The organism is Colwellia sp. MEBiC06753 (assembly GCF_053470325.1).
Genome location: NZ_JBQMTM010000015.1, coordinates 63,451 through 79,669, shown reverse-complemented (window position 1 = coordinate 79,669; position 16,219 = coordinate 63,451). Strand labels below are relative to the sequence as shown.

Annotated in this window: 10 protein-coding genes and 4 tRNA genes; 12 read left to right on the top strand and 2 right to left on the bottom strand. The window is 39.8% G+C overall.

Annotation, left to right across the window (positions count from 1 at the left end; all coding sequences use genetic code 11):
* Positions 1-10 precede the first annotated feature (10 nt).
* The gene (gene folD / locus ACOB82_RS12685; protein WP_448213342.1) at positions 11-868 is read right to left on the bottom strand and encodes a bifunctional methylenetetrahydrofolate dehydrogenase/methenyltetrahydrofolate cyclohydrolase FolD; all 858 of its coding nucleotides are present in this window, start codon (positions 866-868) and stop codon (positions 11-13) included.
* 273 nt (positions 869-1,141) lie between these two features.
* On the opposite strand from folD, the gene ACOB82_RS12680 reads away from it, so the two are divergent.
* The 10 genes from ACOB82_RS12680 to ACOB82_RS12635 all read left to right on the top strand — a co-directional run bounded on the left by ACOB82_RS12680 (position 1,142) and on the right by ACOB82_RS12635 (position 10,904).
* Positions 1,142-1,218: transfer RNA gene (locus ACOB82_RS12680), tRNA-Pro, on the top strand.
* Between the two features lie 35 nt (positions 1,219-1,253).
* A tRNA-Arg gene (locus tag ACOB82_RS12675) sits at positions 1,254-1,330 on the top strand.
* Between the two features lie 5 nt (positions 1,331-1,335).
* Positions 1,336-1,411 (top strand) — tRNA-His (locus ACOB82_RS12670).
* An 8-nt stretch (positions 1,412-1,419) separates the two neighbouring features.
* A tRNA-Pro gene (locus ACOB82_RS12665) sits at positions 1,420-1,496 on the top strand.
* An 832-nt stretch (positions 1,497-2,328) separates the two neighbouring features.
* Positions 2,329-3,636: a trigger factor gene (gene tig / locus ACOB82_RS12660; protein ID WP_448213341.1), complete on the top strand. Its 1,308-nt coding sequence runs from the start codon at positions 2,329-2,331 to the stop codon at positions 3,634-3,636.
* A 132-nt stretch (positions 3,637-3,768) separates the two neighbouring features.
* A complete protein-coding gene (gene clpP / locus ACOB82_RS12655; protein ID WP_448213381.1) occupies positions 3,769-4,365 on the top strand; it encodes an ATP-dependent Clp endopeptidase proteolytic subunit ClpP in 597 nt (198 codons plus the stop codon).
* Between the two features lie 77 nt (positions 4,366-4,442).
* Positions 4,443-5,723: an ATP-dependent protease ATP-binding subunit ClpX gene (gene clpX, locus ACOB82_RS12650; RefSeq protein WP_448213340.1), complete on the top strand. Its 1,281-nt coding sequence runs from the start codon at positions 4,443-4,445 to the stop codon at positions 5,721-5,723.
* Between the two features lie 180 nt (positions 5,724-5,903).
* Positions 5,904-8,255, top strand: coding sequence for an endopeptidase La (lon, locus tag ACOB82_RS12645; protein WP_448213339.1), 2,352 nt, complete (start codon positions 5,904-5,906; stop codon positions 8,253-8,255).
* 284 nt (positions 8,256-8,539) lie between these two features.
* Complete coding sequence (gene hupB / locus ACOB82_RS12640; protein WP_074499445.1) at positions 8,540-8,812, top strand: nucleoid-associated protein HU-beta; 273 nt, start codon at positions 8,540-8,542, stop codon at positions 8,810-8,812.
* A gap of 184 nt (positions 8,813-8,996) precedes the next feature.
* Positions 8,997-10,904, top strand: a complete 1,908-nt coding sequence (locus ACOB82_RS12635) for a SurA N-terminal domain-containing protein (RefSeq protein WP_448213338.1) — start codon at positions 8,997-8,999, stop codon at positions 10,902-10,904.
* 465 nt (positions 10,905-11,369) lie between these two features.
* Here ACOB82_RS12635 and ACOB82_RS12630 read toward each other — a convergent pair whose 3' ends face one another.
* Positions 11,370-11,888 (bottom strand): DUF2062 domain-containing protein, encoded by a 519-nt coding sequence (locus tag ACOB82_RS12630; RefSeq protein ID WP_448213337.1) that lies wholly within the window; start codon positions 11,886-11,888, stop codon positions 11,370-11,372.
* Between the two features lie 37 nt (positions 11,889-11,925).
* Between ACOB82_RS12630 and ACOB82_RS12625 the strand changes: the two genes are divergently transcribed.
* A complete protein-coding gene (locus ACOB82_RS12625; protein WP_448213336.1) occupies positions 11,926-14,325 on the top strand; it encodes a DNA internalization-related competence protein ComEC/Rec2 in 2,400 nt (799 codons plus the stop codon).
* 72 nt (positions 14,326-14,397) lie between these two features.
* Positions 14,398-16,176: a lipid A export permease/ATP-binding protein MsbA gene (gene msbA / locus ACOB82_RS12620; protein WP_448213335.1), complete on the top strand. Its 1,779-nt coding sequence runs from the start codon at positions 14,398-14,400 to the stop codon at positions 16,174-16,176.
* The last annotated feature ends 43 nt before the right edge of the window (positions 16,177-16,219 follow it).

The window sequence follows — 16,219 nt, the reverse complement described above, 5'->3', positions numbered from 1 at the left end:
TGATTTAATGTTATTCAGCACCAAATTGTTCGCAAGCAATTAAGGTATTCTCAATTAAGCTAGCCACTGTCATTGGTCCAACACCACCCGGAACTGGGGTAATAAACGACGCTTTCTCTTTTGCTATATCGTACTCAACATCGCCTACTAATTTGCCGCTTTCTAATCGGTTAATGCCAACATCGATGACAATCGCACCTTGTTTAATCCAGTCTCCTGGAATAAATGCCGGTTTACCAACAGCTACCACCAATAAGTCGGCGTTGCGTACTTTGCTTTCCAAGTCTTTGGTAAAGCGGTGAGTAGTGGTTACTGTGCAGCCAGCAAGCAGCAACTCTAAGGTCATTGGGCGACCAACAATATTAGACGCACCAACCACAACTGCTTCTAAACCATGAGGATCTACACCCGTTGAGTTAAATAAGGTCATAATACCTTTTGGCGTGCAAGGGCGTAATCCCGGTTGACGTAATGCTAATTTACCGACATTTGAAGGATGAAAACCGTCAACGTCTTTATGCGGGTTGATATGCTCTATCACTAAATTTGGATCTAAGCCTTTAGGTAAAGGTAACTGTACTAAGATACCGTCAACACTATCGTCGTGATTCAACTCTTCAATCAGCGCCAATAATTCTTGCTCAGAGGTGGTTTCAGGTAAATCGTAAGAACGAGAAACAAAGCCTACTTCTTCACAAGCTCTACGTTTACTACCAACATATACTTCCGATGCAGGGTCATTACCTACAAGTATTACTGCTAAGCCTGGAGCTCTTTTACCTTGCTCGATACGTTGTGCAACTTTTTGTTTAACAGAAGTACGAATATTTTGTGCGATTGCTTTACCGTCGATAAGTTGTGCCGTCATAGTTCTTTATGTAGTGTGGAAAAAACCGCGATATTTTCTCACAAAACATAAAAATGGTGTAGCAGTTAACGAAATAAATACGGAAAAAGTGATCCAAACCACATTAATGGAACATACTGTAATTCGATAATAAATCGTCGAATAAGCGCTTTTTTAGTCAAGCTGGCGCAAAAGTGAGCGAACAGAATAAAATTATAAAAAAGTGTTTGACGAGGCGAGGGCAACTCGGTAATATCCGCACCCGTTGAAGCAACACAGCTTTTAACAGCAAGTCGGTGATTAGCGCAGCTTGGTAGCGCACTTGGTTTGGGTCCAAGGGGTCGTAGGTTCAAATCCTACATCACCGACCACTTTCTTTTTTAGAAAGTAGCACTGTAGGTAATGTGCGCCCTTAGCTCAGCTGGATAGAGCAACGCCCTTCTAAGGCGTGGGTCGTAGGTTCGAATCCTACAGGGCGTGCCATAGTGGTGGCTATAGCTCAGTTGGTAGAGCCCCGGATTGTGATTCCGGTTGTCGTGGGTTCAAGTCCCATTAGCCACCCCATCTTTCGTCGGTGATTAGCGCAGCTTGGTAGCGCACTTGGTTTGGGTCCAAGGGGTCGTAGGTTCAAATCCTACATCACCGACCACTCTCTTTATATATTCATTTTATTTATAATCACAAACCAACTAGGTTTGGGTGCTATTTATAGCTAACGCGGTCGTAGGTTCAAATCCTACATCACCGACCACTCTCTTTATATATTCATTTTATTTATAATCACAAACCAACTAGGTTTGGGGGCTATTTTTAGCTAACGCGGTCGTAGGTTCAAACCCTACATCACCGACCACTCTCTTTATATATTCTTTTTATTTGTAAGCACAAACCAACTAGGTTTGGGTGCTATTTATAGCTAACGCGGTCGTAGGTTCAAATCCTACATCACCGACCACTCTCTTTATATATTCGTTTTTATTCCTTACTAATTACATGTACAACTTAACTAGGTTTGAGTAACTTTTGTGGCTTACGTAGTTATAGAAATAAGTCCTACGCCAGCAATTACTTTCCTCATTTAAGACCATTCTCAATTTTTCTTAGATTTATACCGTAGTCATTTTTTAAACGACTTAATTGTCAATTTTTATTTCATTTCACTGCTAAGTCTCTGATGTTTTTGTAGATAAATTAAGCGATATATTCCTGTCAAAACTCCTTTGTAAGCCTTGCAATTACTGGTTTGTTAAAAGTTTTTAAAAAAAAGTGGCGAGAAACTCGACTCTTGCTTTTAGCATGGCTATAATTGCGCGTCATTATTTTTAATCTGAGCATCATTTATTCAGGTTTTTCCATGTTCTACTCGCGTTGTTTACTCAGCACGCATTAAAGAACTAACAGCATTTTCATGGTGAGAATTTGCTTGGATAAATAGGTGAAAAATAGGAAGCGTATCAACACGCTAAATTTGAGGTATATAAATGCAAGTTTCTGTTGAGACTACACAAGGTTTGGAACGTCGTTTAACGATCTCTGTTCCTGCTGAAAAGGTAGATGTAGAAGTTAAAAACCGTCTTCGTCAACTAGCTAAGACACAGCGTATTAATGGTTTCCGTCCAGGTAAAGTGCCACCGTCAGTTATTCAAAAGCGTTACGGTAAAGCTGTTCGCGAAGAAATTACTGGTGAATTAATGCAACGTAACTTCGTTGAAGCAATTGTTGCTGAAAAAATTAACCCAGCTGGTCGTCCTAACTTTGTCGCTAAAAGCAACGAAGATGGCCAAGCATTCGAGTTTGAAGCAACGTTTGAAGTATACCCAGAAGTTGAAATCAAAGATTTAGAAAAAATCGCTGTTGAACGTCCAGTTGTAGAAGTAACTGATGCTGACATCGATGAAATGTTTGTAACATTACAAAACCAACACAAAACGTGGAAAGAAAACAAGCGTAAGTCTAAGAAAGGCGATAAGTTAACGATCGATTTCGTAGGCCGTGTAGATGGTGAAGAATTTGAAGGCGGCAAAGCTGAAGGTTTTGAATTAGAACTTGGCGCTGGTCGTATGATCCCTGGTTTTGAAAAAGACATTATTGGCATGAAAGCGGGTGAAGAGAAAACTATCTCTGTAACTTTCCCTGAAGATTACCATGCTGAAAACTTAAAAGGTAAAGACGCGGAATTCGACATTACTGTTCATAAAACAGAAGGTCCAGTATTACCAGACGTTGATGATGAATTTGCTAAGTTATTCGGTGTTGAAGAAGGCGGTGTTGCAGCTCTTCGTGAAGAAGTTGCTAAAAACATGTCTCGTGAATTAAACCAAGCGGTTAAATCTAAAGTTAAAGAGCAAGCAATTGAAGGTTTATTAGAAAACAATGAAGTTGACTTGCCAGCAGCATTAGTTGCGCAAGAAGTTGATGTATTACGTCAACAAGCGATGCAACGCTTTGGTGGTCAAATTGACCCGAAAAACATGCCACAGTTACCTGCTGAAATGTTTGAAGAACAAGCTAAGCGTCGTGTAAAAGTTGGTTTATTACTTGGTGAAATCATCAAAGTAAATGAACTTAAAGTTGATGAAGCAAAAGTTGAAGAGTTAATCGAAACAGCTGCATCTGCTTACGAAGACCCTGCGGAAGTAATTGAATACTACAAAACGAATAAAGAAATGTATCAACAAATGCAAAATGTTGCACTTGAAGAGCAAGCAGTAGACTTTATCGTTGAAAAAGCCAAGGTTAAAGAAAAGAAAAATAGCTTCAAAGAGATCATGAATCCAGAAGCAAAATAAGCTTTTCGTTGACATTAGGTTAAGCAATAGCTTAAATGGCTTGTATGGAATCATATGAGCCATTTTTTTTATAGTAAGGAAAACCCGTTGTTTACATCTCATCTACAAAATTCTCCCCGTGATAACAACACCATCGAAAGCGCTTTAGTACCTATGGTAGTAGAGCAAACCGCGAAAGGTGAACGCTCTTACGATATATATTCGCGTCTATTAAAAGAGCGCGTTATTTTCTTATGTGGTCAGGTTGAAGATCACATGGCAAATCTTATCGTTGCTCAAATGTTGTTTTTAGAGTCAGAAAGTCCAGATAAAGATATTTTCCTTTATATAAACTCTCCTGGTGGTTCGGTAACCGCAGGTCTTGCTATCTACGATACAATGCAGTTTATTAAACCTAACGTAAGCACAGTGTGTATTGGCCAAGCAGCAAGTATGGGTGCATTTTTATTATCAGGCGGTGAAAAAGGTAAGCGTTATTGTTTGCCAAACTCTCGTGTGATGATTCATCAACCATTAGGTGGTTTCCAAGGTCAGGCATCAGATTTTGAAATTCACGCTAAAGAAATTTTATATATCAAAGAAAAGCTTAATCGATTAATGGCTAACCATACAGGTAAACCGTATGAGCAAGTGGCAGAAGATACTGATCGTGATAACTTCTTAAGTGCCGAACAAGCAGTTGAATATGGCTTAGTTGACGCCATATTAGAACATAGAGCTGATAAATAAGATTGTTATCTAAGTATTTTGTGAAATACTTATTAATAGCGAAAGATTGAAATAAACGAAAAGTATAGAGGTACCGTATGACCGATATTAAAAAAGGTGACGGTGATGGTGGTAAGTTATTATATTGCTCATTCTGCGGTAAAAGTCAGCATGAAGTAAGAAAGTTAATTGCTGGGCCATCAGTATTTATTTGTGACGAATGTGTTGAACTGTGTAATGACATTATTCGTGAAGAAATTAAAGAGATTGCACCCAAGCAAGATAATCAATCCTTACCTTCTCCTATCGATATCCGTACGAGCTTGGACGACTATGTTATTGGTCAAGACCATGCTAAGAAAGTGTTATCTGTAGCGGTATATAACCATTACAAGCGATTACGCAATGGAGATCAACACAATGGTGTTGAGTTAGGCAAAAGTAATATTTTGCTAATTGGCCCAACTGGTAGTGGGAAAACGTTACTTGCTGAAACACTAGCGCGCTTATTGGATGTGCCGTTTACTATGGCCGATGCCACGACATTAACCGAAGCGGGTTATGTTGGTGAAGATGTTGAAAACATCATTCAAAAGCTGCTACAAAAATGTGATTACGACGTTGAAAAAGCACAACGTGGTATTGTTTACATTGATGAGATCGATAAGATTTCACGTAAATCAGACAATCCATCGATTACGCGTGATGTGTCTGGTGAAGGCGTTCAGCAAGCACTACTTAAACTGATTGAAGGTACAATTGCATCGGTTCCGCCGCAAGGTGGCCGTAAGCATCCACAGCAAGAGTTCTTACAAGTTGATACATCTAAGATCTTATTTATCTGTGGTGGTGCGTTTGCGGGCCTTGATAAAGTCATTGAACAGCGCTGTGATACTGGCACAGGTATTGGTTTTGGCGCGGAAGTTAAAGGTAAAGATCAGCAGAAGAGCTTAACTGAGCGCTTCCAAGAAGTAGAGCCAGAAGATTTAGTTAAATACGGCTTAATTCCTGAGTTTATTGGCCGTTTACCGGTAGTTGCTACGTTAACGGAACTTGATGAAGACGCGTTAATTGAAATTTTACAAGAACCTAAAAATGCCTTAACTAAGCAATTTAAAGCCTTGTTTGATATGGAAGATGTTGAACTTGAGTTTAGAGAAGACGCGTTAAAAGCGATTGCTCATAAAGCGATGGTGCGTAAAACAGGTGCTCGTGGTTTGCGTTCAATTGTTGAAGGTGTATTACTTGATACTATGTACGAATTACCTTCAATGGAAAACGCTAGCAAAGTCGTGGTTGATGAAACGGTTATTACCGGGGAATCAAAACCAATTGTTATTTACGAAACCAAACAAGATAAAGCATCATCGGAAAGCTAATTGCTAGCGATATGCTAATTGTTAAATAAAAAGAGCCGAAAGGCTCTTTTTTTTATTCCTGTGTTGAAACTAGTCGTTATAACCCCATATACTTTTTAACGAGTTTTTTTCTTGATAAGTGCAGCAATTACTAGTTAAGTAACTTGCTGATTTCTTAATCTATTTCCAAGAGAGTTTTCTATGACCAATGAATTGTCAGGCGTAGTTGAAATCCCGGTGTTAGCGTTGCGGGATGTTGTTGTTTATCCACAAATGGTTATTCCGTTATTTGTTGGTCGCGAAAAGTCGATTCGCAGTTTAGATATTGCTATGGAAAGCGACAAGCAAGTGTTTTTAGTGGCACAAAAAGATGCTGCGGTTGACGACCCTAGTGCTGAAGATGTGTATGAGACAGGGACGGTAGCTTCAATTTTACAAATGCTTAAGTTACCCGACGGTACGGTGAAAGTATTGGTCGAAGGGGTTAAGCGTGCCAACATCAAGCAATTTGTTGAAACTGAAAATCACTTTACCGCTGATGTTGAATACATTACCTCTGAAACAATTGATGATGAAAATAGCGACGTCTTAGTACGTTCGGCTATTTCTCAATTTGAAGGCTATGTAAAGCTTAATAAAAAAATTCCACCTGAAGTGTTAACGTCATTGTCTGGTATTGATGATCCAGAACAGCTTGCCGATACCATGGCTGCTCATATGCCATTAAAAATCAACGATAAGCAAAAGGTATTGGAAACAACTAATATTGCTGAACGTATTGAATATTTAATGGCGTTAATGGAAGGTGAAATAGACTTACTGCAAGTTGAAAAGAAAATTCGTACCCGCGTTAAAAAGCAAATGGAGAAAAGCCAGCGTGAGTATTATTTGAATGAGCAAATGAAAGCCATTCAAAAAGAGTTAGGCGAAATGGATGATGTACCTGACGAAGCTGAGCAGCTATTAAAGCGCATTGAAGACGCCCATATGCCAAAAGAAGCCAAAGATAAAACTATGGCAGAACTACAAAAGCTAAAAATGATGTCGACTATGTCGGCAGAAGCCACCGTAGTGCGTAGTTATATTGACTGGATGTGCAATGTGCCGTGGAAAAAGCGCAGCAAGCTAAAGAAAAACTTAAGTCTTGCTGAAGAAGTGCTAGAAAAAGATCACTACGGCTTAGAAAAAGTGAAAGAACGTATTATTGAATATTTAGCGGTTCAACAACGTATTAGTAAGCTAAAAGGGCCAATTCTTTGTTTAGTAGGGCCTCCTGGTGTTGGTAAAACCTCATTAGGGCAATCAATAGCAAAAGCTACTGGCCGTAAATATGTGCGTATGGCATTAGGTGGCGTGCGTGATGAAGCGGAAATTCGCGGACATCGCCGTACCTATATTGGCTCACTGCCAGGTAAATTGATTCAGAAAATTTCAAAAGTAGGGGTTAAAAACCCATTATTCTTGTTGGATGAAATCGACAAGATGGCATCTGATATGCGCGGTGATCCTGCATCTGCATTACTAGAGGTGTTAGATCCAGAACAGAATACTAGCTTTAATGATCACTATTTAGAAGTAGATTACGACTTATCAGATGTGATGTTTGTCGCTACATCAAACAGTATGGATATTCCAGGCCCATTACTAGACCGGATGGAAGTTATTCGCCTGTCGGGTTATACCGAAGATGAAAAGCTTAATATTGCAAAACGTCATTTAGTGACTAAGCAAATTGAGCGTAATGGTTTAAAAACAAGTGAAATTACCATTGATGATAGTGCAATTATTGGCATTATTCGTTTCTATACCCGTGAAGCAGGTGTTCGTGGTTTAGAGCGTGAAATTTCAAAACTTTGCCGTAAAGCAGTTAAGAAAATTTTATTAAATAAATCAATCAAAAAGGTTGAAATTAGCCAAGAAAACTTAAGTGAGTTTTTAGGTGTTCAACGTTTTGATTACGGTAAAGCCGATGATCAAAATCGCATAGGTTTAGTAACAGGCCTTGCTTGGACACAAGTGGGCGGCGAACTACTAACCATAGAAACAGCGTCAAATGTCGGTAAAGGTAAGCTGGTTTATACCGGTTCACTAGGCGATGTCATGAAAGAGTCGATTCAAGCCGCGATGACAGTGGTTAGAAGCCGAACTGATAAGTTAAGAATTAACGAAGACTTTTATGAAAAACGTGATATTCATGTTCATGTACCTGAAGGGGCAACACCAAAAGATGGCCCAAGTGCAGGTATTGGCATGTGCACAGCGTTAGTTTCAAGCTTAACGGGGAACCCAGTAAAAGCTGATGTTGCTATGACAGGTGAAATCACCTTACGCGGTGAAGTTTTAGCTATTGGTGGTTTAAAAGAAAAGCTGTTAGCTGCCCATCGCGGTGGTATTAAAACGGTCGTTATCCCAAAAGATAATGAGCGAGATTTAGCTGAAATTCCTGAAAACGTTAAACAAGACCTTACAATTCATCCGGTAAAATGGATTGATGAAGTGCTTGATATTGCCTTAGAGCACCCAGTTGACAAATGGCAAATTGGCGAAAAATAACGCTTTTAAGCACTATTTTGGGTAGGAAATCGAAAAAAAGTAAAAAAAAATGGCAAAAAGTGAAAATATCGCTTTTCAAACGCCAAAACTATGGTAAGTTAGGAACGCTGATTGCGCTAGCCCCCTATTTATATGGGGTCTAGTACAAGATAATAAAAATTTATCTATTTATATTTTCTTTAACTCAGCGCTTGATGTTCAAAAAGAAGCTTGTTATAAACGTTTCTGCAGGACGCTAAAACAAAAGATAGCGCTGAATAATAACAATTGAAGGGGAAGACACTGTGAATAAGTCTCAACTAATCGAGAAAATTGCTGCTGGTGCAGATATTTCAAAAGCTGCTGCGGGTCGTGCTTTAGACTCATTTATCGAAGCAGTAACTGAAGAATTAAAAAGTGGTGAGCAAGTAGCTCTAGTTGGTTTCGGTACGTTCTCAGTACGTGACCGTGCTGCTCGCACTGGCCGTAACCCACAAACAGGCGCAACTATTGAAATCGCTGCGGCTAAAATCCCATCTTTCAAAGCTGGTAAAGCTTTAAAAGACGCATGTAACTAATCACAGTTTCATTCGTAAGAATTTTTAAGACCACCGTAAGGTGGTCTTTTATTTTGTCGCTTTTAAAATTTATAAAAAAAACGCAGAATAATGCACCAATATCGAGTGTTGATGCTTCAAGCATTCACTTGCTTCTGATAGAATCACGCGCAACAAAATGCACAATGGTGTTAAAGAGAAAGAGATGTTAGAAAGTATTAGAGAAGGCTCTCAAGGAATTATCGCTAAAGTTATCCTTGGATTTATTATTTTAACGTTTGCGGTTGCCGGCATTGGCGGATATACCAGCTCAGTTGATAACTCAGTGGCGACGGTTAATGGCGAGAAAATTTCTCAACAAGCGTTTGATCAAGCTTATCAATCGCAACGTAATCGTATGACCCAGCAATTTGGTGAGATGTTTGATACTTTATCAGCTGATCCAAATTATATGGCTAACTTCCGTAAGGGCGTTATAGACAGTTTAATTAATGAAAAGTTAATTGATCAAAATGTTGATGAATTGGCTCTTCGTATTTCAGATGAAGAAATTAAGAAAACAATTCGCACTATGCCTGAATTTCAGGTGAATGGCGTATTTGATAATAACCGTTATTTGGCGATTATTAATCAATCGGGTTTTTATCAATCTTCCGATTTCCGTGATTATTTACGTGTAGAGATGACTCGTCGTCAATTAAGCCAAGCGTTAGTTTCTACTGAATTTAGCCTACCTTATCAATCAGCTCAGTTAACTGCATTGCAAAACCAAAAGCGTGATATTGCCTATGCAATTGTTGGCGCTCAGCAGTTTACTGACAGTGTTGAAGTGACTACTGAGGAAATCACTAGCTTTTATCAAAATAACCAATCAATGTTTGAGAATCAGGAGCTAGTTAAACTAGATTATGTCGCACTTAATGTTGCTGACATTGCAAAGTCAATAGAAGTCAGTGATGAAGAAGTTGAGGCTTTCTACAACGAAAACATCAATGAATTTAGTCAAGATGAACAGCGTCGTATCTCTCACATCTTAGTTGAATTTGGTGATGACGAAGCAGCTGCACAATCAAAAGCACAAGCCTTACTTGAACGTATTAATTCAGGTGAAGACTTTGCAGAAATCGCGAAAACTGAATCGGCCGATACCTACAGCGGTGAAAACGGTGGTGATTTAGAGTGGATTGAGCGCGGTGTTATGGATGAAGCGTTTGATGAAGCTGCATTCTCGTTAGCTAGTGCTGGTGATGTAAGTGATGTGGTTAAGTCTTCATTTGGTTTCCATATCATTAAATTAACTGAGTTCACGCCTAAGCAAGTTAAGCCATTTGCCGAGGTTAAAGAAGAGTTAATTGCACGAGTAAGCAATGATAAGGCGCAAAATAAATTCTTTGAATTACAACAAGAACTGGCACGCGTTAGTTTTGAATTTCCAGATAGTTTAGACGACGCTGCTGCCGTAATTAATGGTGAAGTTAAAACATCAGAATGGGTTTCTCGATTAGGTAATCCTGCACCATTTGATGCGCCAAACCTAATTGATGCAGCTTTTTCTGATATTGTCTTGCAAGAGCACATGAACTCAGACTTAATTGAAGTTAACGATTCGTTAGTAATGGTTGTTCGCTTGCGTGAGCACCAAGCTGCTAGTGTTAAGCCACTATCTGAAGTAGAGCCTCAAATTGCTGAGCGTTTAACTAACCAGAAAGCAACAGAAAAAGCGCAAACAGTGGTTGAGGAGCTCGTTGCTAAGTTAGCGGCCGGAGAATCAATCGATACAGATCTTGAAGCGGTAAACAGCACATTTACTCAGCAAGCTGATGTTGCTCGATTTGGTGGTACAATTGATAGTGCTATAGTTCGCAAAGCGTTTGTTTTACCACACCCTGTTGAAGGCGGTGTTTCAGCATCATCGGCTACTTTAGCTAATGGTGATTTAGCTGTGGTTCAAGTAACTGCCGTCAAAGCAGGTGAAGCAACGGAGAACCCAACGCTTGCTGAACAAAAAACTAATCAGTTAGCGCAGGCAACATATCAAAGCTATGTTAATGCATTAAAAGCTAATGCTAAGATCACTCAACGTAAACAAGTTGAAGCATCTAACGCTTATTAATTAAGACCAAGCATTAGTCTTTATTAAAACGCTCGGTAATAAATATTACCGAGCGTTTTTTTATGGCTGTGCTTTTAACAAAGCCTAAAGTATCGTCAAGCGCTAGAAGCTTTAAGTGAAATGCTGGCTGATTTACTTACTGAATTAATTGCAGATTTAAATGCGAAGTAATTGGCGATATTCATACTTTTTTATCGCCTCTGAGGATTTCGCTAGCCTTTCTTTTTGCCTCTTTCTTACATATCTCTAGTGTTAGTTAAATGCTGCAAACTGAGACGTGGAGTAATTTATAAGAGAGTGGTTTAGAAGAGAGTGGTTTAGAAGATAGTCGATAAGAACAGCATAGCTTAGAACAATAAGTATAGAATAGAGCAGCTTTTGAGCATAAGTTAATGCGATTGGCGGCCTTGTTAGACAAAGGAAAGCGCTCATTTAAAAGCTTAAATTATTACCAAGCTTTTTAAGTTATTTTGTATTGCGTATCGCTCGTTTTTGCCATTCACGAGCAACAGAAAAGCGCCACAGCAATTGTATTCCAAAGTAGCCAATGATAGCGAATATTATCGCTAAAACACCACAGCCAATAAGGAACGCAGGCCCTATGGTTTGTAAACTATCAACCACCCATTGCCATGAGGCTTCAAAGGCGAAAGCTTGCTCTTTAGCGCCAATCACCCATGTTCCAGCAATATAGCAGGCATAAAATATCGCGGGCATGGTTAATGGATTGGTGATCCAAACTAAGGCAATAGAAAGGGGTAAATTTGAATGTACTATAATGGCAGTACCTGCTGCCAAAATCATTTGAAATGGCACAGGGATAAAGGCAAAAAACAAACCAACGGCAAAAGCTTTTGCCACACTACGACGGTTTAAATGCCACAAATTCGCGTTGTGCAACAGCTCGCCAAATATTTGCAAGTGCTTATTTGATTTGATCGTATTGTGATCAGGTAACAGTCTGCGAATGACTTTTTTTGGCATAAGGTACTACAACTAAAGGATTATTTAAGGAACCACTATGGAATGGTGGCTACTCGGCTTTATCTTAGGTGCTATTTTGTCATTTTTAGCCCCTAGTGTGCCAGTGATTTTTTATGAATGTTTGTTGATAATTGCCGTAATTTATTGGCTAGCTTGTCAACGCCATCGTCTTTTGCTTAGTACAATATTAGGCTTTTTGTGGATGTTTTTCCATGGAGCTAGTTATAATTCGATTTGGCAAGATAACCAACTTACTTCATCAAACTACTTTTATCAGCCACACCAAGCGGTATTTACTATTGTTGATCTGCCAGTGGAAACTGACTTGGGCTGGCGATTTACGGCTTTCCTAGAGCAATTAGATAAAACCAAATTAAAGCGTAAAATAACCATCAAGCTCAATTGGCAGCAAGCGGAACGACAACTACGTAATGGTGATAAATTTAGTGCATGGATAAAACTAAAACCAGCTCATGGCTTAGCCAATTTAGGAAGCTTCAGCTATCAGCGTTGGCTGCGAAGTGAAGGCATTCATGCCACAGGTTATGTGCAAACCACGAAAGCAATAACCTTATTAGCATCGTCGCCGAATATTCGAGACCGCTTTTATCAGCGGGTAAAAAATACTACTCAACCGTTCGAACATCAAGCGCTGCTGGTCGCATTAAGCTTTGGTGATAGAAGTTTGTTTTCTAACCAAACCTGGTCGCTATTACAGCAAACTGGCACTCAGCATTTGGTGGCAATATCTGGACTGCATATTGGTTTGGTGGTTTCTTTTAGCTTCATTGGCAGTTTGTCACTTTTTCGATTGCTACCATTGACTTCATTAAGCAGGAATTGGCAACTATCGCTATCGCGTTGTAATGTCGTTTACCTTGCTTTGGCAATTGCTTTAATCGTCAGTGCTGGTTATAGCTATTTGGCAGGCTTTGCCATTCCAACTATACGCGCGTTAATCTTCTTTACGACATTCTGTGTCAGTCATTGCCTTGCATTAAAGCTTTCACCAACGAAACTAATAGTTTGGGCAATGGCGATCACGGTTTTGCTTTTACCTGCAAGTCTTTACAGTACCAGTTTTTGGTTATCTTATGGCGCTGTTGCCATAATATTTTTATTGTTGTGGCGATTTAATTCTTTGCTTAGCGGCCAACATGGCTGGCGAAAAGCGCTCTGGATATTGGTGATTATTCAGTGTGGGTTATCAATATTTTTATTGCCGTTAAATGCAATCATTTTTCAGCAAATATCAACGGTATCGATAGCGGCTAATTTTATTGCCGTGCCCGTTGCCAGTTTGATTATTATGCCGCTACTGTTCGTTAGCTTGCTGGCTACATTTGTCCATATTCCAGCAGCGCAACAACTCTTTTCCTTACTTAATACCGTGCTAGATTATTTAGTTAATTATTTAACTTGGTTAGCAAGTTTTAATAGTGGCGCGCTGCATGTTTCTGCCCAGCAAAGCAATTGGCTAATTGCTGCTACTTTACTACTCATGGTGATTATTTTTATGCTGATTAAGCTGTCAAAAATTAATGTGGTAACGGGTCTGCTATCGCTAGTTTATACAATAATTTTTACGGTAGTAGCAAAGCCTTTATTTGTGGATAGGACGGGTCATTGGCAAGTCAACGTTTTAGATGTTGGGCAAGGCCTGTCTGTGATTATTGAGCAACAACAAAGTGCGCTACTTTATGACACCGGGCAAGCTTACCCATCAGGTTGGAGTATGGCTGAACAAGTGATTTTACCCTTTGTGGCTGCAAAAGACATCCAGCTTGAGTATGTGGTGATTAGTCATAATGATCAAGATCATGCTGGTGGGTTAAAACAAGTGTTAGCATATGACGCTAATTCACATAATGCTAAGCCACAAGTTTTTTATAATCAGCCTATTGATGGTTCTTTGTTGAAATTAACGACGATGGAGCCGGAGCAAGAAGATCGCCAGTCGCCTTACCGGAGTTGTACTGCCGGTAAACAAATAATCTGGCACCAGCTTAAGATAAAAGTGCTTTGGCCATTAACTAAAGTGGGCGATAAAAATGATGAATCATGTGTTTTGCTCATTGACGATGGTAAAACTAAGCTATTGTTAACCGGTGATATCACTACTAAAGTCGAGCGACAATTATTAGCGCTGTATCCCGAGCTTAAGGCCGACGTTTTAATCGCTCCACATCATGGTTCAAAATCTTCCTCTAGCAGGGCGTTTATTCGGGCATTACAGCCTAAGGCGGTTATATTTAGCAGTGGTTTTTATAATCGTTGGCGAATGCCTGCGGCAGATGTTGTCGCCCGTTTTCAAGCGCTTGGCGTGCAGCATTTTTCCACTGCAGCGCAAGGCATGATTACAGTGAATATTGCGCCAAATACTTGGAATATCGTCACTTATCGAAATGATCTCTTGCCATACTGGTTTGCAAATTAACCCGTTTTTAGCGGTTGGTTGGTGCGCCAATTAACGATAGAATATGGCGATTACGAAAAGTAGAGTGTTTTTATGTCTAATTCCACCCCGTCAACATGGCAATCATTTAAGCGATTAATGGTGTATGCCAAGCCATATAAGGCGGGTTTAATAGCAGCCATTATTGGTATGTTAGGCTATGCCGCTATTGATAGCTTTGTTTTTTCTCAGTTACAACCGTTAATTGACGATGGTCTAACCGGCAAAGATCCTACGTTTATGAAGTGGGCGCCCTTGTTTGTTGTGGTGATGTTTATGTTGCGCGGTAGTTGCCATTTTATCGGGAACTATTGTTTAGCGTGGCTTGGACACAATGTCGTAACAGACTTACGTCAGCAATTATTTGACCATATTATGGCAATGCCAGTGATGTTTCATGATCAGGAATCTACCGGCAAGCTCATTTCTAAATTAACCTTTGATACGGAACAAGTACTGCAAGCGACTAGTAAAGCGCTATTAACCTTGGTACAGCAAGGTGCTTTTGTCATTGGTTTATTGATTGTGATGTTTTATCACAGCTGGCAGTTGTCTTCGATTTTCTTAATTCTAACGCCGGTTATCGCCATTATTGTTAATTACGTGTCTAAGCGCTTTCGTAAGGTCAGTAAAAGCATTCAAAATACTATGGGTGAAGTCACCAGCGCCGCCGAGCAAACATTTAACGGTCATAAAGTGGTGTTGACCTTTGGCGGTCAACAGCGTGAGAGCGAGCGCTTTTCAGCAATTAATAAACGTAATCGTCATCAACGGATGAAAATGGTAGCAACCAAATCGGGAAGTGTGCCGATTATTCAAATTATTGCGTCTTTTGCCTTAGCGTTTGTGCTTTATGTGGCCAACTTAGACACCATGAAAGCGTCACTAACGCCGGGTACGTTTACTACCGTGATTTTCTGTATGTCGATGTTGTTAAGACCTCTTAAATTATTAACAACGGTTAACAGTGAATTTCAGCGTGGTATGGCAGCATGTCAAAGTATATTTGCTGCACTTGATCAAGACATTGAACAAGATACAGGCACTATCGCTATCGAAAAATCAGCTGGGCGCTTAGCGTTTAATCATGTTGACTTCTATTATGGTGATGCTGAAAAACAAGGCGAAGCAGGAAAGAGCGGCGATGAAGAAAAACCAGCGTTATCTAATTTAAATTTTACCGCTGAGCCCGGCGAAACAGTGGCACTGGTTGGCCGCTCTGGTAGTGGTAAATCTACCACCATTTCATTGCTACTGAGGTTTTATAAAGCCTCAAAAGGTGAGGTGACTATAGATGGTGTTAACATTGATGATTACCGCTTAGCAGATATTCGTAAGCAGTTCGCTTATGTATCGCAACAAGTGGTGCTGTTTAACGATACCATTGCCAATAATATTGCCTATGGCAAACCCGATGCCACGCGCGAGCAAATTATTGAAGCGGCGCGTAAAGCTCATGTTTTAGAATTTGCTGATAAGTTTACCGACGGTTTAGATACTAACGTTGGTGAAAATGGCTCCGCGCTTTCTGGTGGCCAACGTCAAAGGGTGGCAATAGCCAGAGCCTTATTATGTGATGCGCCATTTTTAATTTTAGATGAAGCGACTAGTGCTTTAGATACTGAATCAGAGCGTCATATTCAAGACGCATTGACTGTACTACAGCAAAATCGTACATGCATTGTCATTGCCCATCGACTGTCGACTATTGAAAATGCCGATAAAATATTAGTGTTAGATGATGGTAAAGTTATTGAACAAGGCTCACATCAGGCGTTAATTGATGCGGGTGGCGCATATGCGCAATTGCACAACTTCCAGTTTGGTCAGTAAAAATGTTGGTCAGTAAAAATGTTGGTCAGTAAAAGTGTTGGTT